The sequence below is a fragment of the Pantoea sp. LS15 genome, from assembly GCF_012241585.1.
Lineage (GTDB): Bacteria > Pseudomonadota > Gammaproteobacteria > Enterobacterales > Enterobacteriaceae > Enterobacter.
In genome coordinates, this window is record NZ_JAAVXA010000024.1 from 1 (window position 1) to 26305 (window position 26305).

Genomic DNA, 26305 nt, shown 5'->3' on the forward strand with positions numbered 1-26305 from the left:
TGACCGGTACCATCGAACTGCCAGAAGGCGTAGAGATGGTAATGCCAGGCGACAACATCAAGATGGTTGTGACTCTGATCCACCCAATCGCGATGGACGACGGTCTGCGTTTCGCAATCCGTGAAGGCGGCCGTACCGTTGGCGCGGGCGTTGTTGCTAAAGTTCTGGGCTAATTAATTATCCCCGAATAAAAAAGGACGCTTCGGCGTCCTTTTTTGTTTTCTGTCGCCCAGGCACTGTCACAAAATTTCGCATTTTTTACCTGCTCCCGCCCCGTATTCTGGCGCTTGTGCTATTGTAATCATAACCATTCTCACTTACACTTTGCGCATATTTTGAACGGGAGTTTTTATGTACGTTTGTTTATGTAATGGTGTCAGTGACAAAAAAATACGTCAGGCCGTTCGCCAGTTTCAGCCACAGTCATTCCAGCAGCTTCGCAAATTTGTTCCAGTGGGAAATCAATGCGGTAAGTGCGTACGTGCTGCGCGTGAGATCATGCAGGACGAACTGATGCAGATCCCGGAATACAAAGAGATCGCGTAAGCGCCCATCTTTTTTTTGACATCCCTGTAGCCCGATCTACGCTTCAATGAGTGGAAGCGGAGGGACTATATAATGAAAGGTGATGTTAAAATCATAAGTTATCTCAATAAATTATTGGGAAATGAGCTTGTCGCAATCAACCAGTACTTTCTTCACGCGAGAATGTTTAAAAACTGGGGACTTAAACGTCTAAACGACGTTGAGTACCATGAATCTATTGATGAAATGAAACACGCTGATAAATATATCGAGCGTATTTTATTCCTTGAAGGCATTCCTAATCTGCAGGATCTCGGAAAGTTGGGCATCGGAGAAGATGTCGAAGAGATGTTGCGTTCCGACCTTGCGCTGGAGCTCGAAGGCGCAAAAAATCTGCGGGAAGCCATTGCCTATGCGGATAGTGTCCATGACTACGTCAGCCGCGATATGATGATCCAGATTCTGGCTGATGAAGAAGGCCATATCGACTGGCTGGAAACTGAGCTGGATCTCATTGCTAAAATAGGCCTGCAAAACTACCTTCAATCGCAGATTAAAGTGGAAGAGTAACCAGCGTTTTCCAGCCAACGCACAAACCCGCAGCTGCCAGAAATGGCCCAAAAGGCAGCGGGTTTTTTATTGCCTCTTTATCAGGGGTGAGTAATGAAAAAGCAAGAATGCAAAGAAGCGCCATAAGCGCAGCGAGTAACGCCAGGGCTGGCAGTACGCACCAACCATGCCACGCGCCAAGCGCTGCCAGGTATTTAACATCGCCATATCCCATCCCTTCGCGCCCGCAGATAAACCGATAGCCCCAGTAAATAACGGCAAAACCAAAATATCCTGCCATCACACCCACTACCGCACTCGGTAAAAAATCAGAATGGATACAAAGCTGAAAGAGCAGACCCACCCATAGTAACGGGCAGAGAAATTTATCGGGAAGCAGTCCGTAGCGAATATCAGCATGGATAAGAAAGGCCGTCAGCGAAAAATAGACCAGCAGAAAGGGGAGGGTGGTTAACATGGAAAAGGCCTCAAAGGGGTTTGAGCGCATACTCGTTATAACCTGCTTATCGGGCAATGCACAAAAGCAGCAATTGCGTAGCGGTTCCAGACAAAGATTCGATAAGCAACACATTGCATAAAATGTTGCGCGCCCTTACGCACACAGCGTCTTTGGCGCTTAATTTCTAAACGGCACTTGCGTCTTGCCCAGATTTACGTATAATGCGCGGGCTTGTCGTAATTGACGGCGGGTTCAATCAGAACCAGAGTAACTCATTTTGTTACTCAACAATGCTCCCAATTGGGGAGCTACGTAAGAACGGTTACACTCTCCCATCAATCGTAATGGGTTTGAGGAGTAATCATTTTCGTTTATAAAATAATTGGAGCTCTGGTCTCATGCAGAACCAAAGAATCCGTATCCGCCTTAAAGCGTTTGATCATCGTCTGATCGATCAATCAACCGCGGAAATCGTCGAGACTGCTAAGCGCACTGGTGCGCAAGTCCGTGGTCCGATCCCGCTGCCGACCCGCAAAGAGCGCTTCACCGTTCTGATCTCCCCGCACGTTAACAAAGACGCGCGTGATCAGTACGAAATCCGCACTCACAAGCGTCTGGTTGACATCGTTGAGCCAACTGAGAAAACCGTTGATGCTCTGATGCGTCTGGATCTGGCTGCCGGTGTAGACGTGCAGATCAGCCTGGGTTAATCAGGTCATCGAGCGATTGAGAGGTTGAAACAATGATTGGTTTAGTCGGTAAAAAAGTGGGTATGACCCGCATCTTCACTGAAGATGGCGTTTCTATCCCAGTAACCGTAATCGAAGTTGAAGCAAACCGCGTTACTCAGGTTAAAGATCTGGCTAACGATGGCTACCGCGCTATTCAGGTTACCACTGGTGCTAAAAAAGCTAACCGTGTAACCAAACCAGAAGCGGGTCACTTCGCTAAAGCTGGCGTAGAAGCTGGCCGTGGTCTGTGGGAATTCCGTCTTGCTGAAGGCGAAGAGTTCACCGTAGGTCAGGACATTAGCGTTGAGCTGTTTGCTGACGTTAAAAAAGTTGACGTAACCGGTACCTCTAAAGGTAAAGGTTTTGCTGGTACCGTTAAGCGCTGGAACTTCCGTACCCAGGACGCTACCCACGGTAACTCCTTGTCTCACCGCGTTCCGGGTTCTATCGGTCAGAACCAGACTCCGGGCAAAGTGTTCAAAGGCAAGAAAATGGCAGGTCAGCTGGGTAACGAACGTGTAACCGTTCAGAGCCTGGACGTAGTACGTGTTGACGCTGAGCGCAACCTGCTGCTGGTTAAAGGTGCGGTCCCGGGTGCAACCGGTAGCGACCTGATCGTTAAACCAGCTGTGAAGGCGTAAGGGGATAGCAATGGAATTAGTATTGAAAGACGCGCAGAGCGCGCTGACTGTTTCCGAAACTACCTTCGGTCGTGATTTCAACGAAGCGCTGGTTCACCAGGTTGTTGTTGCTTATGCAGCTGGTGCTCGTCAGGGTACTCGTGCTCAGAAGACTCGTGCTGAAGTAACTGGTTCCGGCAAAAAGCCATGGCGCCAGAAAGGTACCGGCCGTGCGCGTTCAGGTTCTATCAAGAGCCCGATCTGGCGTTCAGGTGGCGTGACCTTCGCTGCGCGTCCACAGGACCACAGTCAAAAAGTTAACAAAAAGATGTACCGCGGCGCGCTGAAAAGCATCCTGTCCGAACTGGTACGTCAGGATCGTCTGATCGTTGTCGAGAAGTTCTCTGTAGAAGCGCCTAAAACTAAGCTGCTGGCACAGAAACTGAAAGACATGGCTCTGGAAGATGTGCTGATCATCACCGGTGAGCTGGACGAGAACCTGTTCCTGGCCGCACGTAACCTGCACAAGGTTGACGTACGCGATGCGACTGGTATCGACCCGGTTAGCCTGATCGCCTTCGACAAAGTCGTAATGACTGCTGATGCTGTTAAGCAAGTTGAGGAGATGCTGGCATGATTCGTGAAGAACGTCTGCTGAAGGTGCTTCGCGCACCGCACGTTTCTGAAAAAGCGTCTACTGCGATGGAAAAAACAAACACCATCGTTCTCAAAGTTGCTAAAGACGCGACCAAAGCAGAGATCAAAGCTGCTGTGCAGAAACTGTTTGAAGTCGAAGTCGAAGTCGTTAACACCCTGGTAGTTAAAGGGAAAGTTAAACGTCACGGACAGCGTATCGGTCGTCGTAGCGACTGGAAAAAAGCTTACGTCACCCTGAAAGAAGGCCAGAATCTGGACTTCGTTGGCGGCGCTGAGTAAGTCGGAGGAGTAATACAATGGCAGTTGTTAAATGTAAACCGACATCTCCGGGTCGTCGCCACGTAGTTAAAGTGGTTAACCCTGAGCTGCACAAGGGCAAACCTTTTGCTCCGTTGCTGGAAAAAAACAGCAAATCCGGTGGTCGTAACAACAATGGCCGTATCACCACTCGTCACATCGGTGGTGGCCACAAGCAGGCTTATCGTATTGTTGACTTCAAACGCAACAAAGACGGTATCCCAGCAGTTGTTGAACGTCTTGAGTACGATCCGAACCGTTCCGCGAACATCGCGCTGGTTCTGTACAAAGACGGCGAACGCCGTTACATCCTGGCCCCTAAAGGCCTGAAAGCTGGCGACCAGATTCAGTCTGGCGTTGATGCTGCAATCAAAGCAGGTAACACCCTGCCGATGCGCAATATCCCGGTTGGTTCTACCGTTCATAACGTAGAAATGAAACCAGGTAAAGGCGGTCAGCTGGCACGTTCCGCTGGTACTTACGTTCAGATCGTTGCTCGTGATGGTGCTTATGTCACCCTGCGTCTGCGTTCTGGTGAAATGCGTAAAGTCGAAGCAGACTGCCGTGCAACCCTGGGCGAAGTTGGCAATGCTGAGCATATGCTGCGCGTTCTGGGTAAAGCAGGTGCTGCACGCTGGCGTGGTGTTCGTCCTACCGTTCGCGGTACTGCGATGAACCCAGTCGACCACCCACATGGTGGTGGTGAAGGTCGTAACTTTGGTAAGCACCCGGTAACTCCGTGGGGCGTTCAGACCAAAGGTAAGAAGACCCGCAGCAACAAGCGTACTGATAAATTTATCGTACGTCGCCGTAGCAAATAATTTTAGAGGATAAGCCATGCCACGTTCTCTCAAGAAAGGTCCTTTTATTGACCTGCACTTGCTGAAGAAGGTAGAGAAAGCGGTGGAAAGCGGAGACAAGAAGCCCCTGCGCACTTGGTCCCGTCGTTCAACGATCTTTCCTAACATGATCGGTTTGACCATCGCTGTCCATAATGGTCGTCAGCACGTTCCAGTCTTTGTTACCGACGAAATGGTTGGTCACAAACTGGGTGAATTCGCACCGACTCGTACTTATCGCGGCCACGCTGCTGATAAAAAAGCGAAGAAGAAATAAGGTAGGAGGAAGAGATGGAAACTTTAGCTCAACATCGCCATGCTCGTTCTTCTGCACAGAAGGTTCGCCTTGTTGCTGACCTGATTCGCGGTAAGAAAGTGTCGCAGGCCCTGGACATCCTGACCTATACCAACAAGAAAGCTGCGGTATTGGTCAAGAAAGTACTGGAATCTGCCATTGCTAACGCTGAACACAACGATGGCGCTGACATCGACGATCTGAAAGTCGCGAAAATTTTCGTAGATGAAGGCCCAAGCATGAAGCGCATTATGCCGCGTGCGAAAGGTCGTGCAGATCGCATCCTGAAGCGCACCAGCCACATTACTGTGGTTGTGTCCGATCGCTGAGACTCTGGAGACTAGCAATGGGTCAGAAAGTACATCCTAATGGTATTCGCCTGGGTATTGTAAAACCATGGAACTCTACCTGGTTTGCGAACACCAAAGAATTCGCTGACAACCTGGACAGCGATTTTAAAGTACGTCAGTACCTGACTAAGGAACTGGCTAAAGCGTCTGTATCTCGTATCGTTATCGAGCGTCCAGCTAAGAGCATCCGTGTGACTATCCACACTGCTCGTCCTGGCATCGTTATCGGTAAGAAAGGCGAAGACGTAGAAAAACTGCGCAAGGTCGTAGCGGATATCGCTGGCGTTCCTGCACAGATCAATATCGCTGAAGTTCGTAAGCCTGAACTGGACGCTAAATTGGTTGCTGACAGCATCACTTCACAGCTGGAACGTCGTGTTATGTTCCGTCGTGCTATGAAGCGTGCTGTACAGAACGCAATGCGTCTGGGCGCTAAAGGTATCAAAGTTGAAGTTAGCGGCCGTCTGGGCGGCGCGGAAATCGCACGTACCGAATGGTACCGTGAAGGTCGCGTACCGCTGCACACTCTGCGTGCTGACATCGACTACAACACCTCTGAAGCGCACACCACTTACGGTGTAATCGGCGTTAAGGTATGGATCTTCAAAGGTGAGATCCTGGGTGGTATGGCTGCTGTTGAACAACCGGAAAAACCGGCTGCTCAACCTAAAAAGCAGCAGCGTAAAGGCCGTAAATAAGGAGCGTCGCTGATGTTACAACCAAAGCGTACAAAATTCCGTAAAGTGCACAAAGGCCGCAACCGTGGTCTGGCGCAGGGTACGGATGTTAGCTTCGGCACTTTCGGTCTGAAAGCTGTTGGCCGTGGTCGTCTGACTGCACGTCAGATCGAAGCAGCACGTCGTGCAATGACCCGTGCAGTTAAGCGTCAAGGTAAAATTTGGATCCGTGTATTCCCGGACAAACCAATTACCGAGAAGCCGCTGGAAGTTCGTATGGGTAAAGGTAAAGGTAACGTGGAGTACTGGGTTGCCTTGATCCAACCGGGCAAAGTCCTGTATGAAATGGACGGTGTTCCGGAAGAGCTGGCCCGTGAAGCCTTCGGCCTGGCAGCAGCGAAACTGCCTATCAAAACCACCTTTGTAACTAAGACGGTGATGTAATGAAAGCAAAAGAGCTGCGTGAAAAAAGCGTTGAAGAGCTGAACGCTGAGCTGCTGAACCTGCTGCGTGAGCAGTTCAACCTGCGTATGCAGGCTGCAAGTGGCCAGCTGCAACAGACTCACCTGCTGAAGCAAGTGCGTCGCAATGTTGCACGCGTTAAGACTTTACTGACTCAGAAGGCGGGTGCGTAATGACCGATAAAATCCGTACTCTGCAAGGTCGTGTTGTTAGCGACAAAATGGAGAAATCCATTGTTGTAGCTATCGAACGTATTGTGAAACACCCGATCTACGGTAAATTCATCAAGCGTACGACCAAACTGCACGTACATGACGAGAACAACGAATGTGGTATCGGCGACAAGGTTGAAATCCGTGAATGCCGTCCACTGTCCAAGACTAAGTCCTGGACGCTGGTTCGCGTTGTAGAGAAAGCTGTTCTGTAATACAGTACGCATTCTCAATACGAATAAACGGCTCAGCGATGAGCCGTTTATTTTTTCTACCCATATTGTAGAAGCGGTGTTATAATGCCGCGCCCTCGATATGGGGCTTTTTAACGGCTCTGATTTTAGAGTCTCAGGTAGTAGTTGACATTAGCGGAGCACTAAAATGATCCAAGAACAGACTATGCTGAACGTCGCCGACAACTCCGGTGCACGTCGCGTAATGTGTATCAAGGTTCTGGGTGGCTCGCACCGTCGCTACGCAGGCGTAGGCGACATCATCAAGATCACCATCAAGGAAGCAATTCCACGTGGTAAGGTCAAAAAAGGTGATGTGCTGAAGGCGGTAGTGGTGCGCACCAAGAAGGGTGTTCGTCGCCCTGACGGTTCTGTCATTCGCTTCGATGGTAATGCATGCGTTATTTTAAACAATAACAGCGAGCAGCCTATCGGCACGCGTATCTTTGGGCCGGTAACTCGTGAACTTCGTACTGAGAAGTTCATGAAAATTATCTCTCTGGCACCAGAAGTACTCTAAGGAGCGAATCATGGCAGCGAAAATCCGTCGTGATGACGAAGTTATCGTGTTAACCGGTAAAGATAAAGGTAAACGCGGTAAAGTAAAAAATGTTCTGTCTTCCGGCAAACTCGTCGTTGAAGGTATCAACCTGGTTAAGAAACATCAGAAGCCGGTTCCGGCCCTGAACCAACCAGGCGGCATCGTTGAAAAAGAAGCTGCTATTCAGGTTTCTAACGTTGCAATCTTCAATGCGGCTACCGGCAAGGCTGACCGTGTAGGCTTTAGATTCGAAGACGGTAAAAAAGTCCGTTTCTTCAAGTCTAACAGCGAAACTATCAAGTAATTTGGAGTAGTACGATGGCGAAACTGCATGATTACTACAAAGACGAAGTAGTTAAAAAACTCATGACTGAGTTTAACTACAATTCTGTCATGCAAGTCCCTCGGGTCGAGAAGATCACCCTGAACATGGGTGTTGGTGAAGCGATCGCTGACAAGAAACTGCTGGATAACGCAGCAGCTGACCTGACAGCAATCTCCGGTCAAAAACCGCTGATCACCAAAGCACGCAAATCTGTTGCAGGCTTCAAAATCCGTCAGGGCTATCCGATCGGCTGTAAAGTAACTCTGCGTGGCGAACGCATGTGGGAGTTCTTTGAGCGCCTGATCACTATTGCTGTTCCACGTATCCGTGACTTCCGTGGCTTGTCCGCTAAGTCTTTCGACGGTCGTGGTAACTACAGCATGGGTGTCCGTGAGCAGATCATCTTCCCAGAAATCGACTACGATAAAGTCGACCGCGTGCGTGGTTTGGATATTACCATTACCACTACTGCGAAATCTGACGAAGAAGGCCGTGCTCTGCTGGCTGCCTTTGACTTCCCGTTCCGCAAGTAAGGTAGGGTTACTGAATGGCTAAGCAATCAATGAAAGCACGCGAAGTAAAGCGCGTAGCTTTAGCTGATAAATTCTTCGCTAAACGCGCTGAACTGAAAGCGATCATTTCTGATGTGAACGCTTCCGACGAAGATCGTTGGAATGCGGTTCTCAAGCTGCAGTCTCTGCCGCGTGATTCCAGCCCGTCTCGTCAGCGTAACCGCTGTCGTCAAACAGGTCGTCCACATGGTTATGTGGGCAAGTTTGGGTTGAGCCGTATCAAACTGCGTGAAGCCGCCATGCGCGGTGAAGTACCAGGCTTGAAAAAGGCTAGCTGGTAATTACCAATTGAATCACGGGAGTAAAGACAGATGAGCATGCAAGATCCGATCGCGGATATGCTGACCCGTATCCGTAACGGTCAGGCCGCGAACAAAGTTGCGGTCACCATGCCTTCCGCCAAGCTGAAAGTGGCAATTGCCAACGTGCTGAAGGAAGAAGGTTTTATCGAAGATTTTAAAGTTGAAGGCGACACCAAGCCGGAACTGGAACTTACTCTCAAGTATTTCCAGGGTAAAGCTGTTGTAGAAAGCATTCAGCGTGTCAGCCGCCCAGGCCTGCGCATCTATAAGAAAAAAGATGAGCTGCCAAAAGTTATGGCTGGTCTTGGTATCGCAGTTGTTTCTACCTCTAAAGGTGTTATGACTGATCGTGCAGCGCGCCAGGCTGGTCTTGGTGGCGAAATTATCTGCTACGTAGCCTAATCGGAGGAAAGAATGTCTCGTGTTGCTAAAGCACCGGTCGTTATTCCTGCCGGCGTTGATGTAAAAATCGACGGTCAGGTTATTACGATCAAAGGTAAAAACGGCGAGCTGACTCGTACCCTCAACAAAGCTGTTGAAGTTAAACATGCAGATAACGCTCTGACCTTCGGTCCACGTGATGGTTTCGTGGATGGATGGGCTCAGGCTGGTACCGCGCGTGCCCTGCTGAACTCAATGGTTGTTGGTGTTACCGAAGGCTTCACTAAAAAGCTTCAGCTGGTTGGTGTAGGTTATCGTGCAGCTATCAAAGGGAATGCAGTAGGCCTGTCTCTGGGCTTCTCACACCCTGTTGAGCATCCGCTGCCGGCCGGTATCACTGCAGAATGTCCGACTCAAACTGAAATCGTGCTGAAAGGCGCTGATAAACAGCTGATCGGCCAGGTTGCAGCAGATCTGCGCGCCTACCGTCGTCCTGAGCCTTACAAAGGCAAGGGTGTTCGTTACGCCGACGAAGTCGTGCGTACCAAAGAGGCTAAGAAGAAGTAAGGTAACACTATGGATAAGAAATCTGCTCGTATCCGTCGTGCGACCCGCGCACGCCGCAAGCTCAAAGAGCTGGGTGCAACTCGCCTGGTGGTACATCGTACCCCGCGTCATATTTACGCACAGGTAATTGCACCGAACGGTTCTGAAGTTCTGGTAGCTGCTTCTACTGTAGAAAAAGCTATCGCAGAACAATTGAAGTACACCGGTAACAAAGACGCCGCTGCAGCTGTAGGTAAAGCTGTTGCTGAACGCGCTCTGGAAAAAGGCATCAGCAATGTTTCCTTTGACCGTTCCGGGTTCCAATATCATGGTCGTGTCCAGGCACTGGCAGATGCTGCCCGTGAAGCTGGCCTTCAGTTCTAAGGTAGAGGTGTAAGATGGCTCACATCGAAAAACAGGCTGGCGAACTGCAGGAAAAGCTGATCGCGGTAAACCGCGTATCTAAAACCGTTAAAGGTGGTCGTATTTTCTCCTTCACAGCTCTGACTGTAGTGGGTGATGGTAACGGTCGCGTTGGTTTTGGTTACGGTAAAGCGCGTGAAGTTCCAGCAGCGATCCAGAAAGCGATGGAAAAAGCCCGTCGCAACATGATTAACGTCGCGCTGAACAACGGCACCCTGCAGCACCCAGTTAAAGGTGTTCACACGGGTTCTCGTGTATTCATGCAGCCAGCTTCAGAAGGTACCGGTATCATCGCCGGTGGTGCAATGCGCGCCGTTCTGGAAGTTGCTGGAGTTCATAACGTTCTGGCTAAAGCATATGGTTCCACAAACCCGATCAACGTGGTTCGTGCAACTATTGATGGCCTGGAAAATATGAATTCTCCAGAAATGGTCGCTGCCAAGCGTGGTAAATCCGTTGAAGAAATTCTGGGGTAATTGACCATGGCAAAGACTATTAAAATCACTCAAACCCGCAGTGCAATCGGTCGTCTGCCGAAACACAAGGCAACGCTGCTTGGCCTGGGTCTGCGTCGTATTGGTCATACCGTTGAGCGCGAGGATACTCCTGCTGTTCGCGGTATGGTCAACGCGGTTTACTTCATGGTTAAAGTTGAGGAGTAAGAGATGCGTTTAAATACTCTGTCTCCGGCCGAAGGCTCTAAAAAGGCGGGTAAACGCCTGGGTCGTGGTATCGGTTCTGGCCTCGGCAAAACCGGTGGTCGTGGTCACAAAGGTCAGAACTCTCGTTCTGGCGGTGGCGTACGTCGCGGTTTCGAGGGTGGCCAGATGCCACTGTACCGTCGTCTGCCGAAGTTCGGCTTCACCTCTCGCAAAGCAGCGATCACAGCGGAAATCCGTCTGTCTGACCTGGCGAAAGTTGAAGGCGGCGTTGTAGACCTGAACACGCTGAAAGCAGCAAACATTATCGGTATCCAGATCGAGTTCGCGAAAGTGATCCTGTCTGGTGAAGTTTCTACTCCGGTAACTGTTCGTGGCCTGCGTGTTACTAAAGGTGCTCGTGCTGCTATCGAAGCTGCTGGCGGTAAAATTGAGGAATAAGTAGCAGATGGCTAAGCAACCGGGATTAGATTTTCAAAGTGCCAAAGGTGGATTTGGCGAGCTGAAACGCAGACTGCTGTTTGTTATCGGCGCGCTGATTGTGTTCCGTATTGGCTCTTTTATTCCGATCCCTGGTATCGATGCCGCTGTACTTGCCAAACTGCTTGAGCAACAGCGAGGCACCATCATTGAAATGTTCAACATGTTCTCTGGTGGTGCTCTCAGCCGTGCTTCTATCTTCGCTCTGGGTATTATGCCGTACATTTCGGCATCTATTATTATCCAGCTGCTGACGGTCGTTCATCCGGCCCTGGCAGAGTTGAAGAAAGAAGGGGAGTCTGGACGTCGTAAGATTAGTCAGTACACCCGTTACGGTACTCTGGTGCTGGCAATATTCCAGTCGATCGGTATTGCTACCGGTCTTCCGAATATGCCTGGTATGCAGGGCCTGGTATTAAACCCAGGCTTTGCATTCTATTTCACCGCTGTTGTTAGTCTGGTCACAGGGACGATGTTCCTGATGTGGCTCGGCGAACAGATTACTGAGCGTGGTATCGGTAACGGTATCTCAATCATTATCTTCGCCGGTATTGTTGCGGGCCTCCCGCCAGCCATCGCCCATACTATCGAGCAAGCGCGTCAAGGCGACCTGCACTTCCTCCTGTTGCTGTTGGTTGCAGTATTAGTATTTGCAGTGACGTTCTTTGTTGTCTTCGTTGAACGTGGTCAACGCCGCATTGTGGTGAACTACGCTAAACGCCAGCAAGGTCGTCGTGTCTATGCTGCACAGAGCACACATTTACCGCTGAAAGTGAATATGGCAGGGGTAATCCCGGCGATCTTCGCTTCCAGTATTATTCTGTTCCCGGCGACCATCGCGTCATGGTTCGGGGGCGGGACTGGTTGGAACTGGCTGACAACAATTTCGCTGTATTTGCAGCCTGGGCAACCACTTTATGTGTTACTCTATGCGTCTGCGATCATCTTCTTCTGTTTCTTCTACACGGCGTTGGTCTTCAACCCGCGTGAAACAGCAGATAACCTGAAGAAGTCCGGTGCATTTGTACCAGGAATTCGTCCGGGAGAGCAAACGGCGAAGTATATCGATAAAGTAATGACTCGCCTGACTTTGGTTGGTGCGCTTTATATTACTTTTATCTGCCTGATCCCGGAGTTCATGCGTGATGCAATGAAAGTACCGTTCTACTTCGGTGGAACCTCACTGCTTATCGTTGTTGTCGTGATTATGGACTTTATGGCTCAAGTGCAAACTCTGATGATGTCCAGTCAGTACGAGTCTGCATTGAAGAAGGCGAACCTGAAAGGCTACGGCCGCTAATTGGTCGCCTGAGAAGTTACGGAGAGTAAAAATGAAAGTTCGTGCTTCCGTCAAGAAATTATGCCGTAACTGCAAAATCGTTAAGCGTGATGGTGTCATCCGTGTGATTTGCAGTGCCGAGCCGAAGCATAAACAGCGCCAAGGCTGATTATTTCGCATATTTTTCTTGCAAAGTTGGGTTGAGCTGGCTAGATTAGCCAGCCAATCTTTTGTATGTCTGTACGTTTCCATTTGAGTATCCTGAAAACGGGCTTTTCAGCATGGTGCGTACATATTAAATAGTAGGAGTGCATAGTGGCCCGTATAGCAGGCATTAACATTCCTGATCAGAAACATGCTGTGATCGCATTAACTTCGATCTACGGCGTCGGCAAGACCCGTTCTAAAGCCATTCTGGCTGCAGCGGGTATCGCTGAAGATGTTAAGATCAGTGAGCTGTCTGAAGAACAAATCGACACGCTGCGTGACGAAGTTGCCAAATTTGTCGTTGAAGGTGATCTGCGCCGTGAAATCAGCATGAGCATCAAGCGCCTGATGGATCTTGGTTGCTATCGCGGTTTGCGTCATCGTCGTGGTCTGCCAGTGCGCGGTCAGCGTACTAAGACCAACGCACGTACCCGTAAGGGTCCGCGCAAACCGATCAAGAAATAATCGGGGTGATTGAATAATGGCAAAGGCACCAGTTCGTGCACGTAAACGTGTAAGAAAACAAGTCTCTGACGGCGTGGCTCATATCCATGCTTCTTTCAACAACACCATCGTTACTATTACTGATCGTCAGGGTAACGCATTGGGTTGGGCAACAGCCGGTGGTTCCGGTTTCCGTGGTTCTCGCAAATCCACTCCGTTCGCAGCTCAGGTTGCAGCAGAGCGTTGCGCTGAAGCCGTAAAAGAATACGGCATCAAGAATCTGGAAGTTATGGTTAAAGGTCCGGGTCCGGGTCGTGAATCTACTGTTCGCGCTCTGAACGCCGCTGGTTTCCGCATCACTAATATTACTGATGTGACTCCGATCCCTCATAACGGTTGTCGTCCGCCGAAAAAACGTCGCGTATAACGCTCGTTTTTTAGGTTAGTTGGAGATAGAAAATGGCAAGATATTTGGGTCCTAAGCTCAAGCTGAGCCGTCGTGAGGGCACCGACTTATTCCTTAAGTCTGGCGTTCGCGCGATCGATACCAAGTGTAAAATTGAACAAGCTCCTGGCCAGCACGGTGCGCGTAAACCGCGTCTGTCTGACTATGGTGTGCAGTTGCGTGAAAAGCAAAAAGTTCGCCGTATGTACGGTGTGCTGGAGCGTCAGTTCCGTAACTACTATAAAGAAGCAGCACGTCTGAAAGGCAACACGGGTGAAAACCTGCTGGCTCTGCTGGAAGGTCGTCTGGACAACGTTGTATACCGTATGGGCTTCGGCGCTACTCGTGCTGAATCACGTCAGCTGGTTAGCCACAAAGCAATCATGGTAAACGGTCGTGTTGTTAACATCGCTTCTTATCAGGTTAAAGCGAATGACGTTGTTAGCATTCGTGAGAAAGCGAAAAAGCAATCTCGCGTGAAGGCCGCTCTGGAGCTGGCTGAGCAGCGTGAAAAGCCAACCTGGCTGGAAGTTGATGCTGGCAAGATGGAAGGTACGTTCAAGCGTCAGCCAGAACGTTCTGATCTGTCTGCGGACATTAACGAACACCTGATCGTCGAGCTTTACTCCAAGTAAAGCTTAGTACCAAAGAGAGGACACAATGCAGGGTTCTGTGACAGAGTTTCTAAAACCGCGCCTGGTAGATATCGAGCAAGTGAGTTCGACGCACGCCAAGGTGACCCTTGAGCCTTTAGAGCGTGGCTTTGGCCATACTCTGGGTAACGCACTGCGCCGTATTCTGCTCTCATCGATGCCGGGTTGCGCGGTGACCGAGGTTGAGATTGATGGTGTACTTCATGAGTACAGCACCAAAGAAGGCGTTCAGGAAGATATCCTTGAAATCCTGCTCAACCTGAAAGGGCTGGCGGTGAGAGTTCAGGGTAAAGATGAAGTTATTCTTACTCTGAATAAATCTGGCATTGGCCCTGTGACTGCAGCCGACATCACCCACGACGGTGATGTTGAAATCGTCAAGCCGCAGCACGTGATCTGCCACCTGACCGATGAGAACGCAGCTATTAGCATGCGTATCAAAGTTCAGCGCGGTCGTGGTTATGTGCCGGCTTCTGCCCGAATTCATTCGGAAGAAGATGAGCGCCCAATCGGCCGTCTGCTGGTCGACGCATGCTACAGCCCTGTAGAGCGTATTGCCTACAATGTTGAAGCAGCGCGTGTAGAACAGCGTACCGACCTGGACAAGCTGGTCATCGAAATGGAAACCAACGGCACAATCGATCCTGAAGAGGCGATTCGTCGTGCGGCAACCATCCTGGCAGAACAACTGGAAGCTTTCGTTGACTTACGTGATGTACGTCAGCCGGAAGTGAAAGAAGAGAAACCAGAATTCGATCCGATCCTGCTGCGCCCTGTTGACGATCTCGAATTGACTGTCCGCTCTGCTAACTGCCTCAAGGCAGAAGCTATCCACTATATCGGTGATCTGGTACAGCGTACCGAGGTTGAGTTGCTGAAAACGCCGAACCTGGGTAAAAAATCTCTTACTGAGATTAAAGACGTGCTGGCTTCACGTGGTCTGTCTCTGGGCATGCGCCTGGAAAACTGGCCACCAGCTAGCATTGCTGACGAGTAACCGGATCACAGGTTAAGGTTTTACTGAGAAGGATAAGGTCATGCGCCATCGTAAGAGTGGTCGTCAACTGAACCGCAACAGCAGCCATCGCCAGGCTATGTTCCGCAACATGGCAGGTTCACTGGTTCGTCATGAGATCATCAAGACGACCCTGCCTAAAGCGAAAGAGCTGCGTCGCGTAGTTGAGCCGCTGATTACTCTTGCCAAGACTGACAGCGTTGCTAATCGTCGTCTGGCATTCGCCCGTACTCGTGATAACGAGATCGTGGCAAAACTGTTTAACGAACTGGGCCCGCGTTTCGCGAGCCGTGCCGGTGGTTACACTCGCATTCTGAAGTGTGGCTTCCGTGCAGGCGACAACGCGCCGATGGCTTACATCGAGCTGGTTGATCGTTCAGAGAAAGCAGAAGCTGCTGCAGAGTAATCTGTAGTAACGTAAAAAAACCCGCCTCGGCGGGTTTTTTTATATCCGGTATATCCCCACTTCTCTACAATGTCTGTATCAAATCTGTTCTTTCCCTGGAGCTAATAATGTGGTTGCTCGATCAGTGGGCAGAACGCCATATTCGCGATGCCCAAAAAAAAGGTGAATTTGATGATCTTCCAGGAAGTGGTGCTCCCCTTGTGCTGGAAGACGATTCGCACATCGCGCCAGAATTACGTGCAGGATATCGATTACTGAAAAATGCAGGTTGTCTTCCTCCTGAACTCGAACAGCGCAGGGAGGCGGTTGAGCTTGCTGATCTACTCAAAGGTATCCGTCAGGACGATCCTCGACATTCTGAACTTACCCGTCGGCTCGCACTGATTGAACTTAAGCTTCGCCAGGCGGGAATGAATACTGACTTTCTGCACGGTGAATACGGCGAAAGATTGATGCATAAAATAAACGAGGAATAGTTATGTACCGTATCGGTGAACTTGCAAAGCTCGCGAACGTAACACCGGATACCATCCGATACTATGAAAAGCAGCAGATGATTGATCATGAAGTTCGCACTGAGGGTGGTTTTCGCCTTTATACCGATAACGATCTACAACGTCTGCGGTTTATTCGTTATGCGCGACAGCTTGGTTTCACACTGGATTCGATCCGCGAGTTATTATCGATCCGTATTGATCCGGAACATCATACCTGCCAGGAGTCGAAGAGTATTGTTCAGGCTCGCCTGGACGAGGTTGAAGCGCGCATTCAGGAGTTGCAGACTATGCAGCGTTCTTTACAAAGGCTGAATGACGCTTGCTGTGGAACGGCGCACAGCAGCATCTATTGTTCAATTCTGGAAACCCTTGAACAGGGGGCAAGTGGAGAAATGGGGGACAGTTGATTTTTTGTCCGCCCGGATCTAGACTTCCGTCGACATTAACCATGCTCAGGAGAAATTATGAGCCGCTATCAGCATACGAAGGGACAAATCAAAGATAACGCTATTGAAGCTCTACTACACGACCCGCTCTTCAGACAGCGCGTCGAGAAAAGTAAAAAAGGGAAGGGAAGTTATCTGCGTAAAGACAAACATGCAAAACGGGGTAACTGGGAGGCCAGTGGCAAACAAGCGGATCGCTTTTTTACCACTGGCCTTCTTGCTTTTAGTTTCTGATCAAGAGCGATTATTCTGCTCTTTTAACAGATCGCGAATCTCTGTCAGCAAAACTTCTTCTTTTGTAGGTGCTGGCGCTGCTGCAGGTTCTTCTTTTTTACGATTTAGCTTGTTGATAAGCTTGATGGCCATAAAAATTGCAAACGCCACAATTACAAAGTCGAATATGTTCTGAATGAACACACCGTAATGCATTACAACCGCCGGGACATCGCCCTGTGCATCCCGAAGTGTGACGGCAAATTGTTTGAAATCAATGCCCCCGATTAATAAACCCAACGGTGGCATGATAATGTCGGCTACTAGTGATGAGACGATCTTACCGAATGCCGCACCAATAATGACACCCACTGCCAAATCTACTACATTCCCGCGCATCGCAAATTCGCGAAATTCTTTAATAAAACTCATTATGCTCTCCTTGTGCCAGCTGACGATTATAAGTTTAACAAATGATTAGCTATTTGCCATTGGGGATAAATAATCGTTATGAAAAATAAAAGGCATGTTAAATAGAGGGATTATGTTCAGGTGCTCTTTGAGGAGCACCTGAATGATTACAGGAAGAATGGACTCGGCTGGAACAGGCGTTCGACATCGGTAATAAATTTTTTATCGGTAAGGAACATAATAACGTGGTCCCCTTGCTCGATACGTAAATTATCATTGGCAATCATGACATCATTCCCACGTACCACGGCCCCGATAATTGTCCCCGGTGGAAGTTTAATCTCATCAATGGCACGGCCCACAACGCGTGATGTGGTTTCATCGCCATGAGCTACGGCTTCAATGGCTTCTGCCACGCCGCGACGCAGAGATGAAACGCCGACAATATCCGCTTTGCGAACATGGCTCAGGAGTGCGGAAATGGTCGCTTGCTGTGGCGAAATAGCGATATCAATGACACTCCCCTGAACAAGGTCAACATAAGCCCGGCGCTGAATAAGCACCATCACCTTTTTTGCCCCCATTCGTTTGGCGAGCATGGCTGACATAATATTTGCTTCATCGTCGTTGGTGACGGCAATAAACAGATCAACCTGATCAATATGTTCTTCAGCCAGTAGTTCCTGATCCGATGCATCGCCATAAAATACGATCGTGTTCTGCAACTTTTCTGCCAGTTCAGAAGCTCGTTGCTGATCTCGTTCGATCAATTTCACGCTGTAATCTTTTTCCAGTCTACGCGCCAGGCCAGCACCGATATTGCCACCACCGACCAGCATAATACGTTTATATGGCTTCTCGAGACGCTGAAGTTCACTCATCACTGCGCGAATATGCTGAGAGGCCGCAATAAAGAAGACCTCATCGCCGGCTTCAACAATCGTGGAGCCTTGGGGACGAATAGGTCTGTCGTGGCGGAAAATGGCTGCGACACGAGTATCAATATGCGGCATATGCTCACGCATTGTGGAGAGCGCATTGCCGATTAATGGCCCACCGTAATAGGCCTTAACCACTGCAAGACTCACTTTACCTTCAGCAAAGTTCACTACCTGCAGTGCGCCAGGATATTCGATCAGGCGATAGATATTGTCGATAACCAGTTGTTCTGGCGCAATGAGATGGTCAATCGGTACTGCTTCTGAATTGAACAGTTTCTCTGCATCACGAACATAGTCAGGAGAGCGAATGCGCGCGATTCGGTTTGGTGTGTTGAAAAGTGAGTAAGCCACCTGACAAGCAACCATATTGGTTTCGTCAGAGCTGGTTACTGCAACCAGCATGTCGGCATCATCGGCACCCGCTTCACGAAGGACTCGCGGATGCGAGCCGTGACCCTGCACAACACGAAGGTCAAACTTGTCCTGCAACACGCGCAGCCGATCGCCGTTGGTATCAACAATTGTGATGTCGTTGTTTTCGCCAACCAGGTTCTCTGCCAGCGTTCCACCAACCTGTCCTGCGCCCAGAATGATTATCTTCATATCTCGTGACCTGTTCTCAACATCACTCTTTGATTAGCTTAGCGTAAAAGAAGCCATCACCCTCTTCTGCACCAGGCAGGTTCTGCTGACCGGGGCATTCAGGTGTCCCCGTATCTCTTAACGCAGCGTCCGGAGTACGTTTAAGGAAAGCCGCAATTTGCTGGCTGTTCTCTTCCGGAAGTATGGAACACGTCGCATAAACCAGTGTTCCGCCAGGTTTCAGATGTGGCCAGATAGCATCAAGAATGTCGGATTGCAGCTGGGCAAGTTCCTTTATATCACGGTCACGACGCAGCCACTTAATATCCGGATGACGGCGAATAACACCGGTTGCTGAGCAGGGGGCGTCCAGCAAAATCCGATCAAATTTCGTCTCGCCACACCATTCTGCGGGTTTGCGCCCATCACCTTGCTTAACCTGCGCCTTCATACCCAGACGTTTCAGGTTGTCGTAGACGCGTGAAAGACGTTGTTCATCAACGTCCACTGCCAATACGCTGGCCTGAGGTGCAACTTCCAGAATATGCGTGGTTTTGCCTCCTGGCGCGGCGCAGAGATCGAGGATCTGCTCTCCATTTTTGGGTTCAAGCCAGGTCATGCAACCCTGGGCAGAGGCATCCTGTACAGTTACCCAGCCTTCGTCAAAACCGGGTAATGCATGTACCGGTGCAGGCGATGCTAAACGTACGGCATCAGGATAGGCGTCATGTGTGAAGCCGTTCATTCCAGCCTCTTCAAGCAAAGCCAGCCAGGCATCGCGAGAATGATGATTACGATTCACGCGCAACCACATTGGCGGGCGCTGGTTATTGGCTTCGGCAATGTCCTGCCACTGCTGCGGATAAGCTTTTTTCAGGCGATTCAGAAGCCATTCTGGGTGCAGGAAACGTGTTTCACTTTGAGCAAACTCAGCAAGAAGCTCTTCCTGCTGTCGCTGGAACTGACGCAGTACTCCGTTGATCAGACCTTTCAGTTGGGGACGTTTGATCGCAACAGCACCTTCCACTGTCTCAGCCAGAGCGGCATGAGGTGGAATACGGGTATGAAGAAGCTGATAGAAACCTACCATAATCAAATAATGTACGGTACGTTGCTTGCCAGTCATTGGCCGCGACATCAGCTTATTAATCAACCACTCAAGCTGAGAGAGTGTGCGCAGGACGCCAAAGCAGAGCTCCTGAAGCAGGGCTTTGTCTTTATCAGAGACTTTTTGTTGCAGTGGAGGCAGGACGTTACTCAAAGACTGGCCCTGCTCGATAACCTGCTCAACGGCCTGAGCCGCCATACTGCGTAGATTTTGTTTTTTCATAACCGTAAAAATAAAAATGCCCGGAAACTCCGGGCCTTAAGAATAAATTTGTTCAGGCAAGACGATTGCCAGGGATAAACCATTCGCGACGGGAATTTAACAGGTCCTGAGCACTCATGGCTTTCTTACCGGCCGGTTGCAGCGATTCAAGATTCAGGATCCCTTGCGCTGTCGCCACCTGGATACCGTTCTTGCTGGCATCAATAATCGTACCGGGTTCAGCCGTGGTATTACCGCTAATGACGGAGGCTTTCCAGACTTTCACTGGCTGCTCATCGATCTCCATCCAGCTCATAGGCCATGGATTAAACGCGCGAATGCAGCGTTCGAGTTGAGCCGCTGACAGAGACCAGTCTATTCGCGCTTCTTCTTTGCTCAGCTTTTCGGCATAGGTGACCAGCGCTTCATCCTGAACTTCAGGTTGCGCCGTATTATCCGCAAGCTGTTGCAGCGTCTCGATGAGACCCTGAGGGCCAAGGTCCGCCAGCTTGTCGTACAGTGTTGCGCTGGTGTCTTCTGCGGTAATTGGGCAGGCGAGTTTATACAGCATGTCGCCAGTGTCTAAACCTACGTCCATCTTCATGATAGTGACGCCAGTCTCTGCATCACCTGCCCATAAAGAACGCTGGATAGGCGCGGCGCCACGCCAGCGAGGCAGCAGAGAACCGTGCACATTTACACAGCCCAGGCGAGGCATATCAAGCACAGCTTTTGGCAGAATTAAACCGTAAGCCACTACCACCATCACGTCGGCATTCAGGTCAGCAACAAGTTGCTGGTTTTCCGGTGAACGTAGGGAGGCTGGCTGGAATACAGGTAATCCATGTTCTTCAGCCAAGACTTTTACCGGGCTTGGCATCAGCTTTTTGCCACGGCCAGCCGGACGATCTGGTTGAGTAAATACACCCACAACCTGGTGACCAGAAGATAACAGCGCGTCAAGATGACGCGCTGCAAAATCAGGCGTTCCTGCAAAGATAATACGTAGCGATTTAGACACGTTATTCCTTGTATCCCGGGATGTTATGCACGAGAGCGCATACGATCCAGTTTCTCTACTTTCTGGCGAATACGCTGTTGTTTCAGTGGTGAGAGGTAATCGATAAACAGTTTACCGACCAGGTGATCCATCTCATGCTGAATACAAATCGCCAGCAGGTCGTCTGCTTCCAGCTCGAACGGATTACCTTCACGATCCAGAGCGCGAATTTTCACTTTTTCGGCACGCGGCACTAAAGCGCGCTGTTCCGGAATGGACAGACAGCCTTCCTCAATACCGGTTTCGCCACTTTTTTCAAGCAACTCAGGATTGATCAGCACCAGACGACCATCGCGATTTTCAGAAACGTCGATCACGATAATGCGCTTGTGAATGTCCACCTGAGTCGCCGCAAGGCCAATGCCTTCTTCGGCGTACATGGTATCGAACATATCATCTACGATACGCTGAATTTCTGCATTCACTTCTTTAACCGGTTCAGCGACGATGCGAAGGCGCTCGTCCGGAATATGTAACACTTGCAAAACTGCCATAAATTTCCAGAGTCGTGTTCAGGAGTTGATAACAATAATACCTCTATTCTAGACAAATCCCCCATTGATTGACAGCATCAGTGACCAATCGCAATGATTGCGGAGGCCGCTTATGGCAGGGGAAAGGATGACATCTACCGAGATATGGTTACGGTTAATACATACAGGGTCTCTTTGTGGCGATGCAATGCTGGAAGCCGCGGCACAGCTACAGAAGCAGACTAGCCTGGATGTTCCTGTTCTCAGAAACACCGGACTGACAGCAAAGCAAGCAGGACGGTTCTTTGCTCAAGATGAAAGTGAGCTGGAACGCAGCCTGAAGTGGCTTGAGCAGCCGGGCAATCATTTATTGACGGCGCGTGATCCGCTTTATCCTCCCTTGCTTCGAACGATTCCCGATTATCCGGGGGCATTATTCGTAAAAGGCAACCCTGAGGCGCTTAACACTATCCAGTTGGCTGTTGTGGGTAGTCGTGTGCCGTCATGGTACGGAGAGCGATGGGGGAGAATTCTGTGCGAGCAGCTTTCTCAAAGCGGGTTCACGATCACCAGCGGGCTGGCCTGTGGTATTGATGGCGTTGCCCACAACGCCGCGCTGTCAGTAAAAGGCTGTAGTGTAGCCGTGTTGGGGAACGGTCTTTTTAGCATTTATCCCTGTCGGCATCAGGCTTTGGCTATGCGTCTCATCGAATCTGGCGGTGCGATAGTGTCTGAGTTCCCCCTTTCGGCGCAGCCCAGACCAGCAAACTTTCCCCGTCGTAATCGAATTATCAGCGGGTTAAGCCAGGGGGTATTGGTGGTTGAAGCGGCACTGCGAAGCGGCTCGTTGGTCACAGCTCGATGCGCGCTCGAACAGGGGAGAGAAATTTTTGCCTTGCCCGGTCCAATAGGTAACCCCGGATGTGAAGGGCCGCACTGGCTGATAAAGCAAGGTGCAACACCGGTAACGGAAGTAGGGGACATTCTTGAAAATTTGCAATATGGGTTGCAATGGCTACAGGAAGATCCCGAAAAGCGACAATATTCATCAGATCAGGGAAAGGTGGCATTGCCATTTCCCAAGCTCCTGGCTAACGTAGGAGATGAGGTAACACCTGTTGACGTTGTCGCTGAACGTGCCGGCCAACCTGTGCCAGTAACGGTAGCACAGCTACTCGAACTGGAGTTAGCAGGGTGGATCGCAGCTGTACCCGGCGGCTATGTCCGATTAAGGAGGGCATGCCATGTTCGACGTACTGATGTATTTGTTTGAGACTTACATCCATAACGAAGCAGAAATGCGAGTGGATCAGGACAAATTGACACAGGATCTTACCGATGCGGGGTTTGAGCGGGAAGATATCTATAATGCGTTGATGTGGCTGGAAAAGTTGGCTGATTATCAGGAAGGCCTCGCCGAACCTATGCAGCTTGCTTCTGACCCATTGTCTGTACGCATCTATACCGCTGAAGAGTGTGAAAGGCTGGACGCCAGCTGCCGGGGATTCATTTTATTCCTTGAGCAGATTCAGGTGCTAAACCTCGAAACGAGAGAAATGGTGATAGAGCGCGTCATGGCGCTGGATACAGCAGAATTTGAACTGGAAGACCTCAAATGGGTGATTCTGATGGTTCTGTTTAATATCCCGGGCTGTGAAAATGCCTATCAGCAGATGGAAGAATTACTCTTTGAAGTGAATGAAGGTATGCTGCATTAATTCAATATGCAGCACCAAGAGTTGTTATGGCCAAATCAGCACTATTCACGGTGCATAAAAATGAGCCCTGCCCGCAGTGCGGGGCTGAACTTGTTATTCGGTCCGGGAAACACGGCCCGTTTCTCGGTTGTTCACAGTATCCGGAATGTGATTATGTCCGTCCCCTGAAAAGCCAGGCGGACGGACATATCGTTAAAATTCTGGAGGGACAGTTTTGCCCTCTTTGCGGCGGCGAGTTAGCGCTGCGTCAGGGGCGTTTCGGCATGTTCATTGGATGTAGCCGTTACCCCGAATGCGAACATACAGAACAAATTGATAAACCGGATGAAACGGCTATTGCTTGTCCTCAATGCCAACGTGGGCAACTGGTACAGCGTCGTTCTCGTTTTGGTAAGACCTTCCATTCTTGTGATCGCTACCCTGAATGCCAGTTCGTTATCAATTTCAAACCGGTAGCGGGCGTCTGCACTCATTGCAATTATCCGCTACTTATTGAGAAGAAAACGGCGCAAGGTATGAAACGCTTCTGCGCCAGTAAACAATGTGGAAAGCCGGTTTCGGCGGATCAAAATAGTGAATAATAACCTGCCATCAGGCTCCATTGCGCATGCGGTGGATGTCCTGAAAAACGAAGAAGTCATCGCCTATCCAACTGAAGCTGTCTTTGGGGTCGGTTGCGATCCTGACAGCGAGACGGCCGTTGGCCGATTATTGGCACTCAAACAGAGGCCCGTCGAAAAAGGGCTGATTTTAATCGCTGCCAATTATGAACAACTAAAGCCTTATATTGATGATTCCATGCTAACACCGGCTCAGCGGGAGACTATCTTCTCCGCGTGGCCTGGGCCTGTGACCTTTGTTTTTCCGGCCCAACCTACGACACCGCGCTGGTTAACCGGAAAGTTTGATTCCCTCGCCGTCCGCGTCACCGACCATCCGCTGGTGGTAAAACTGTGTCTGGCGTTTGGCAAACCACTGGTCTCAACCAGTGCCAACCTGACCGGACTGCCTCCGTGCCGAACAACTGAAGAAGTACTGGCGCAATTCGGTAGTGATTTCCCGGTAGCATTGGGTGAAACGGGTGGTCGACTGAATCCTTCGGAAATCCGCGACGCTTTGACCGGCGAACGTTTTCGCCAGGGGTAATGTGATGGAAGCTTATGCTGTTTTTGGTAACCCGATAGCGCACAGTAAGTCACCCTGGATCCATCAGCAGTTTGCTGGCCAGCTACAGATAGTTCATCCCTATGGCCGCGTGCTGGCACCTGTTGACGCATTTGTTCCAACCCTGAATGCTTTTTTCGACGCGGGCGGTAAAGGTGCAAATGTGACGGTACCTTTTAAAGAAGAAGCTTTTGAACGCGCGGATGAACTGACTGAACGTGCTTCTCTTGCCGGTGCCGTGAATACGCTAAAACGGCTTGAGGATGGGCGGTTGCTTGGCGACAACACGGATGGTATCGGGTTGCTTAGCGATCTGGAAAGACTGTCATTTATTAAACCGGGTTTTCGAATTCTACTGATAGGCGCGGGCGGGGCTTCTCGTGGCGTACTGCTTCCTCTTTTATCTTTTGATTGTGCTGTGACGATTACCAACCGCACTTTTTCCAGAGCAGAAGCGTTAGCGGGGTTGTTCGCACATACCGGCAGTGTAAGCGCAGTTGCGCTTGATGATCTGGCAGGTCACGAGTTCGATCTGATCATTAATGCCACCTCTAGCGGCATCGGTGGCGAAGTTCCGGCGATCCCTTCTTCACTGGTGAGTCACCACATCTATTTCTACGACATGTTTTATCAGAAAGGGAAGACACCTTTCCTGAACTGGTGTGAACAACACGGTGCGAAGCATCTGGCGGATGGACTAGGTATGCTGGTGGGGCAGGCGGCGCATGCAGTGCTGCTTTGGCACGGAGTGTTACCAGCGGTCGAACCGGTGATTGAAAAGCTGAAGCAGGAACTGACTGAGTGAACCAGGCAATTCATTTTCCTGACAGAGAAGTCTGGGATGAGAGCAAACACGCTGTCTGTTTTCCGGTGCTGGTGCACGGGATGCAATTGACCTGTGCGATCGGCGGAGAAACGTTGCTGAGTCGCTTTGGCGGTTCTAATCCACTAGACGTATTTTGTGAAAATCGCTGGGATCTCGAAGAAGAAGCCAGCGATTTGATCCGCGATCAACAGGAAGACGATCAGGGCTGGGTCTGGTTGTCCTGAGCCAGATACTCATCTTTCCATTTCACATAGTTATTCGCTGAGTATTTCAACCCTTCAATTTCCGCCTCTTTTAAGGGGCGGATCTGTTTCACCGGGCTACCTAAATAGAGATAACCGCTTTCCAGACGTTTGTTTTGCGGGACAAGGCTTCCGGCGCCAATCATTACGTCGTCTTCTACTATCACACCATCCAGCAAAATCGAACCCATCCCCACAAGTACCCGATTACCGATAGTGCAGCCGTGAAGCATCACTTTATGGCCGACGGTAACATCCTCTCCAATGATGAGGGGATTGCCCTCCGGGTTGTATGAGGATTTGTGTGTGACATGCAAAACACTACCATCCTGAATATTGGTACGGGCACCAATCGACACGAAGTTGACATCCCCCCTGATGGCGACAAGTGGCCAGATACTGACGTCAGCGGCAATTCTCACATCACCAATGACCACGCTGCTGGCATCGATCATCACGCGATCGCCTTTTTTGGGGAACAGATCTTTATAAGGACGTAATACTGCGGGCATATCTACCTCTATGGATGAGCGCTATACAGAAGACTTTGATCATATTATTGGATCGAGGCAAGGTAAAATGCGTCAATATTTAAGCAGATCGGGTGGGTTTTCAGCGAAAAGCGCGGAAAATCGACAGTCGGAAAAAAAGATCCAAAAAGTACTTGTGCTAAAAAATGGGATCCCTATAATGCGCCTCCATCGACACGGCGGATGTGAATCACTTCACAAACAACCCGGTCGGTTGAAGAGAAAAAATCCTGAAATAACGGGTTGACTCTGAAAGAGGAAAGCGTAATATACGCCACCTCGCAACGGTGAGCGAAAGCCGCGTTGCA

The 26305-nt window shown here is 50.1% G+C and carries 47 protein-coding genes; 40 read left to right on the forward strand and 7 right to left on the reverse strand.

Going from position 1 to position 26305, the window contains the following annotated elements:
• The 3 genes from HED65_RS21715 to bfr form a co-directional block, all read left to right on the forward strand.
• On the forward strand, window positions 1-173 hold a 173-nt coding region (locus HED65_RS21715; protein ID WP_023377491.1), incomplete at its 5' end, for an EF-Tu C-terminal domain-related protein.
• Window positions 174-351: 178 nt separating this feature from the next.
• On the forward strand, window positions 352-546 hold the full coding sequence (bfd, locus tag HED65_RS21720) for a bacterioferritin-associated ferredoxin (RefSeq protein ID WP_008503493.1): 195 nt from the start codon (window positions 352-354) through the stop codon (window positions 544-546).
• A gap of 72 nt (window positions 547-618) precedes the next feature.
• Window positions 619-1095: a bacterioferritin gene (bfr, locus tag HED65_RS21725; protein WP_114980115.1), complete on the forward strand. Its 477-nt coding sequence runs from the start codon at window positions 619-621 to the stop codon at window positions 1093-1095.
• On the opposite strand, the gene HED65_RS21730 is transcribed toward bfr, so the two are convergent.
• A complete protein-coding gene (locus HED65_RS21730) occupies window positions 1079-1552 on the reverse strand; it encodes a prepilin peptidase (protein WP_114980126.1) in 474 nt (157 codons plus the stop codon). The genes bfr and HED65_RS21730 overlap by 17 nt on opposite strands.
• A gap of 380 nt (window positions 1553-1932) precedes the next feature.
• On the opposite strand from HED65_RS21730, the gene rpsJ reads away from it, so the two are divergent.
• The 31 genes from rpsJ to HED65_RS21885 all read left to right on the forward strand — a co-directional run bounded on the left by rpsJ (window position 1933) and on the right by HED65_RS21885 (window position 16762).
• Complete coding sequence (gene rpsJ, locus HED65_RS21735) at window positions 1933-2244, forward strand: 30S ribosomal protein S10 (protein ID WP_001181005.1); 312 nt, start codon at window positions 1933-1935, stop codon at window positions 2242-2244.
• A gap of 32 nt (window positions 2245-2276) precedes the next feature.
• Window positions 2277-2906: a 50S ribosomal protein L3 gene (gene rplC, locus HED65_RS21740; RefSeq protein WP_003863274.1), complete on the forward strand. Its 630-nt coding sequence runs from the start codon at window positions 2277-2279 to the stop codon at window positions 2904-2906.
• Between the two features lie 10 nt (window positions 2907-2916).
• Window positions 2917-3522, forward strand: coding sequence for a 50S ribosomal protein L4 (rplD, locus tag HED65_RS21745; RefSeq protein ID WP_000424395.1), 606 nt, complete (start codon window positions 2917-2919; stop codon window positions 3520-3522).
• A complete protein-coding gene (gene rplW, locus HED65_RS21750) occupies window positions 3519-3821 on the forward strand; it encodes a 50S ribosomal protein L23 (RefSeq protein WP_000617546.1) in 303 nt (100 codons plus the stop codon). Before rplD ends, rplW begins: the two co-directional genes overlap by 4 nt.
• A 17-nt stretch (window positions 3822-3838) precedes the next feature.
• Complete coding sequence (gene rplB / locus HED65_RS21755; protein WP_000301859.1) at window positions 3839-4660, forward strand: 50S ribosomal protein L2; 822 nt, start codon at window positions 3839-3841, stop codon at window positions 4658-4660.
• Between the two features lie 16 nt (window positions 4661-4676).
• Window positions 4677-4955 carry a 30S ribosomal protein S19 gene (gene rpsS, locus HED65_RS21760; protein ID WP_001138117.1) on the forward strand — a complete coding sequence of 93 codons (279 nt, stop codon included), beginning with the start codon at window positions 4677-4679 and terminating at the stop codon, window positions 4953-4955.
• Window positions 4956-4969: 14 nt separating this feature from the next.
• Window positions 4970-5302, forward strand: a complete 333-nt coding sequence (rplV, locus tag HED65_RS21765; protein WP_002919773.1) for a 50S ribosomal protein L22 — start codon at window positions 4970-4972, stop codon at window positions 5300-5302.
• A gap of 17 nt (window positions 5303-5319) precedes the next feature.
• Window positions 5320-6021 carry a 30S ribosomal protein S3 gene (gene rpsC, locus HED65_RS21770; RefSeq protein WP_000529945.1) on the forward strand — a complete coding sequence of 234 codons (702 nt, stop codon included), beginning with the start codon at window positions 5320-5322 and terminating at the stop codon, window positions 6019-6021.
• A gap of 12 nt (window positions 6022-6033) precedes the next feature.
• Complete coding sequence (gene rplP / locus HED65_RS21775; protein ID WP_002919759.1) at window positions 6034-6444, forward strand: 50S ribosomal protein L16; 411 nt, start codon at window positions 6034-6036, stop codon at window positions 6442-6444.
• On the forward strand, window positions 6444-6635 hold the full coding sequence (rpmC, locus tag HED65_RS21780) for a 50S ribosomal protein L29 (RefSeq protein WP_003863282.1): 192 nt from the start codon (window positions 6444-6446) through the stop codon (window positions 6633-6635). The genes rplP and rpmC overlap by 1 nt, the downstream gene beginning before the upstream one ends.
• On the forward strand, window positions 6635-6889 hold the full coding sequence (rpsQ, locus tag HED65_RS21785; RefSeq protein WP_008503489.1) for a 30S ribosomal protein S17: 255 nt from the start codon (window positions 6635-6637) through the stop codon (window positions 6887-6889). The genes rpmC and rpsQ overlap by 1 nt, the downstream gene beginning before the upstream one ends.
• Before the next feature lie 166 nt (window positions 6890-7055).
• Complete coding sequence (gene rplN / locus HED65_RS21790; protein ID WP_002919748.1) at window positions 7056-7427, forward strand: 50S ribosomal protein L14; 372 nt, start codon at window positions 7056-7058, stop codon at window positions 7425-7427.
• A gap of 10 nt (window positions 7428-7437) precedes the next feature.
• The gene (gene rplX, locus HED65_RS21795; RefSeq protein ID WP_003863287.1) at window positions 7438-7752 is read left to right on the forward strand and encodes a 50S ribosomal protein L24; all 315 of its coding nucleotides are present in this window, start codon (window positions 7438-7440) and stop codon (window positions 7750-7752) included.
• 14 nt (window positions 7753-7766) lie between these two features.
• A complete protein-coding gene (rplE, locus tag HED65_RS21800; protein ID WP_001096202.1) occupies window positions 7767-8306 on the forward strand; it encodes a 50S ribosomal protein L5 in 540 nt (179 codons plus the stop codon).
• 14 nt (window positions 8307-8320) lie between these two features.
• The gene (gene rpsN, locus HED65_RS21805) at window positions 8321-8626 is read left to right on the forward strand and encodes a 30S ribosomal protein S14 (RefSeq protein WP_003863291.1); all 306 of its coding nucleotides are present in this window, start codon (window positions 8321-8323) and stop codon (window positions 8624-8626) included.
• A 30-nt stretch (window positions 8627-8656) separates the two neighbouring features.
• On the forward strand, window positions 8657-9049 hold the full coding sequence (gene rpsH / locus HED65_RS21810) for a 30S ribosomal protein S8 (RefSeq protein ID WP_006178918.1): 393 nt from the start codon (window positions 8657-8659) through the stop codon (window positions 9047-9049).
• A 12-nt stretch (window positions 9050-9061) separates the two neighbouring features.
• Entirely contained in the window at window positions 9062-9595 is a 534-nt protein-coding gene (rplF, locus tag HED65_RS21815) for a 50S ribosomal protein L6 (protein WP_003863296.1), read from the forward strand.
• A 9-nt stretch (window positions 9596-9604) separates the two neighbouring features.
• Entirely contained in the window at window positions 9605-9958 is a 354-nt protein-coding gene (rplR, locus tag HED65_RS21820) for a 50S ribosomal protein L18 (RefSeq protein ID WP_013099023.1), read from the forward strand.
• Between the two features lie 14 nt (window positions 9959-9972).
• Window positions 9973-10473 carry a 30S ribosomal protein S5 gene (gene rpsE, locus HED65_RS21825; RefSeq protein WP_003863299.1) on the forward strand — a complete coding sequence of 167 codons (501 nt, stop codon included), beginning with the start codon at window positions 9973-9975 and terminating at the stop codon, window positions 10471-10473.
• Window positions 10474-10479: 6 nt separating this feature from the next.
• The gene (gene rpmD / locus HED65_RS21830) at window positions 10480-10659 is read left to right on the forward strand and encodes a 50S ribosomal protein L30 (protein WP_003863301.1); all 180 of its coding nucleotides are present in this window, start codon (window positions 10480-10482) and stop codon (window positions 10657-10659) included.
• A 3-nt stretch (window positions 10660-10662) separates the two neighbouring features.
• Entirely contained in the window at window positions 10663-11097 is a 435-nt protein-coding gene (gene rplO / locus HED65_RS21835; RefSeq protein WP_014885468.1) for a 50S ribosomal protein L15, read from the forward strand.
• A gap of 7 nt (window positions 11098-11104) precedes the next feature.
• Window positions 11105-12436: a preprotein translocase subunit SecY gene (gene secY, locus HED65_RS21840; RefSeq protein WP_003863305.1), complete on the forward strand. Its 1332-nt coding sequence runs from the start codon at window positions 11105-11107 to the stop codon at window positions 12434-12436.
• 31 nt (window positions 12437-12467) lie between these two features.
• Window positions 12468-12584, forward strand: coding sequence for a 50S ribosomal protein L36 (gene rpmJ, locus HED65_RS21845; RefSeq protein ID WP_000868187.1), 117 nt, complete (start codon window positions 12468-12470; stop codon window positions 12582-12584).
• Window positions 12585-12730: 146 nt separating this feature from the next.
• Window positions 12731-13087: a 30S ribosomal protein S13 gene (gene rpsM / locus HED65_RS21850; protein WP_003863308.1), complete on the forward strand. Its 357-nt coding sequence runs from the start codon at window positions 12731-12733 to the stop codon at window positions 13085-13087.
• A gap of 16 nt (window positions 13088-13103) precedes the next feature.
• Complete coding sequence (rpsK, locus tag HED65_RS21855) at window positions 13104-13493, forward strand: 30S ribosomal protein S11 (protein WP_003863312.1); 390 nt, start codon at window positions 13104-13106, stop codon at window positions 13491-13493.
• A 32-nt stretch (window positions 13494-13525) separates the two neighbouring features.
• The gene (gene rpsD, locus HED65_RS21860) at window positions 13526-14146 is read left to right on the forward strand and encodes a 30S ribosomal protein S4 (RefSeq protein WP_004868345.1); all 621 of its coding nucleotides are present in this window, start codon (window positions 13526-13528) and stop codon (window positions 14144-14146) included.
• Between the two features lie 25 nt (window positions 14147-14171).
• A complete protein-coding gene (locus HED65_RS21865) occupies window positions 14172-15161 on the forward strand; it encodes a DNA-directed RNA polymerase subunit alpha (RefSeq protein WP_002919219.1) in 990 nt (329 codons plus the stop codon).
• Between the two features lie 40 nt (window positions 15162-15201).
• Entirely contained in the window at window positions 15202-15585 is a 384-nt protein-coding gene (gene rplQ / locus HED65_RS21870; RefSeq protein ID WP_001216368.1) for a 50S ribosomal protein L17, read from the forward strand.
• A 107-nt stretch (window positions 15586-15692) separates the two neighbouring features.
• Window positions 15693-16061, forward strand: a complete 369-nt coding sequence (locus HED65_RS21875) for a DnaJ family domain-containing protein (RefSeq protein WP_114980116.1) — start codon at window positions 15693-15695, stop codon at window positions 16059-16061.
• Between the two features lie 2 nt (window positions 16062-16063).
• Window positions 16064-16489, forward strand: coding sequence for a Zn(2+)-responsive transcriptional regulator (zntR, locus tag HED65_RS21880; RefSeq protein ID WP_114980117.1), 426 nt, complete (start codon window positions 16064-16066; stop codon window positions 16487-16489).
• Between the two features lie 57 nt (window positions 16490-16546).
• Complete coding sequence (locus HED65_RS21885) at window positions 16547-16762, forward strand: alternative ribosome-rescue factor A (protein WP_028018488.1); 216 nt, start codon at window positions 16547-16549, stop codon at window positions 16760-16762.
• On the opposite strand, the gene mscL is transcribed toward HED65_RS21885, so the two are convergent.
• The 5 genes from mscL to def all read right to left on the reverse strand — a co-directional run bounded on the left by mscL (window position 16763) and on the right by def (window position 21538).
• Entirely contained in the window at window positions 16763-17173 is a 411-nt protein-coding gene (gene mscL / locus HED65_RS21890; RefSeq protein WP_014072054.1) for a large-conductance mechanosensitive channel protein MscL, read from the reverse strand.
• A gap of 146 nt (window positions 17174-17319) precedes the next feature.
• Entirely contained in the window at window positions 17320-18696 is a 1377-nt protein-coding gene (trkA, locus tag HED65_RS21895; RefSeq protein ID WP_013099016.1) for a Trk system potassium transporter TrkA, read from the reverse strand.
• Window positions 18697-18718: 22 nt separating this feature from the next.
• Entirely contained in the window at window positions 18719-20005 is a 1287-nt protein-coding gene (gene rsmB, locus HED65_RS21900) for a 16S rRNA (cytosine(967)-C(5))-methyltransferase RsmB (protein ID WP_114980118.1), read from the reverse strand.
• 52 nt (window positions 20006-20057) lie between these two features.
• The gene (gene fmt / locus HED65_RS21905) at window positions 20058-21005 is read right to left on the reverse strand and encodes a methionyl-tRNA formyltransferase (protein WP_114980119.1); all 948 of its coding nucleotides are present in this window, start codon (window positions 21003-21005) and stop codon (window positions 20058-20060) included.
• A gap of 23 nt (window positions 21006-21028) precedes the next feature.
• Complete coding sequence (gene def, locus HED65_RS21910; protein ID WP_114980120.1) at window positions 21029-21538, reverse strand: peptide deformylase; 510 nt, start codon at window positions 21536-21538, stop codon at window positions 21029-21031.
• 127 nt (window positions 21539-21665) lie between these two features.
• Between def and dprA the strand changes: the two genes are divergently transcribed.
• From dprA to HED65_RS21940, 6 genes are read left to right on the forward strand one after another with little or no spacing between them, the layout of a single operon-like run.
• Complete coding sequence (gene dprA, locus HED65_RS21915; RefSeq protein WP_114980127.1) at window positions 21666-22790, forward strand: DNA-protecting protein DprA; 1125 nt, start codon at window positions 21666-21668, stop codon at window positions 22788-22790.
• Complete coding sequence (gene smg, locus HED65_RS21920; protein ID WP_008503477.1) at window positions 22762-23235, forward strand: DUF494 family protein Smg; 474 nt, start codon at window positions 22762-22764, stop codon at window positions 23233-23235. The genes dprA and smg overlap by 29 nt, the downstream gene beginning before the upstream one ends.
• Before the next feature lie 26 nt (window positions 23236-23261).
• Window positions 23262-23816, forward strand: coding sequence for a DNA topoisomerase family protein (locus HED65_RS21925; protein WP_114980121.1), 555 nt, complete (start codon window positions 23262-23264; stop codon window positions 23814-23816).
• Window positions 23809-24381 carry an L-threonylcarbamoyladenylate synthase type 1 TsaC gene (gene tsaC, locus HED65_RS21930; protein ID WP_114980122.1) on the forward strand — a complete coding sequence of 191 codons (573 nt, stop codon included), beginning with the start codon at window positions 23809-23811 and terminating at the stop codon, window positions 24379-24381. The genes HED65_RS21925 and tsaC overlap by 8 nt, the downstream gene beginning before the upstream one ends.
• A 4-nt stretch (window positions 24382-24385) precedes the next feature.
• Window positions 24386-25204: a shikimate dehydrogenase gene (gene aroE / locus HED65_RS21935; protein ID WP_114980123.1), complete on the forward strand. Its 819-nt coding sequence runs from the start codon at window positions 24386-24388 to the stop codon at window positions 25202-25204.
• Entirely contained in the window at window positions 25201-25449 is a 249-nt protein-coding gene (locus tag HED65_RS21940; protein WP_114980124.1) for a DUF1488 family protein, read from the forward strand. Before aroE ends, HED65_RS21940 begins: the two co-directional genes overlap by 4 nt.
• Here HED65_RS21940 and HED65_RS21945 read toward each other — a convergent pair.
• On the reverse strand, window positions 25425-25979 hold the full coding sequence (locus tag HED65_RS21945; RefSeq protein WP_114980125.1) for a gamma carbonic anhydrase family protein: 555 nt from the start codon (window positions 25977-25979) through the stop codon (window positions 25425-25427). The genes HED65_RS21940 and HED65_RS21945 overlap by 25 nt on opposite strands.
• Between the last annotated feature and the right edge of the window lie 326 nt (window positions 25980-26305).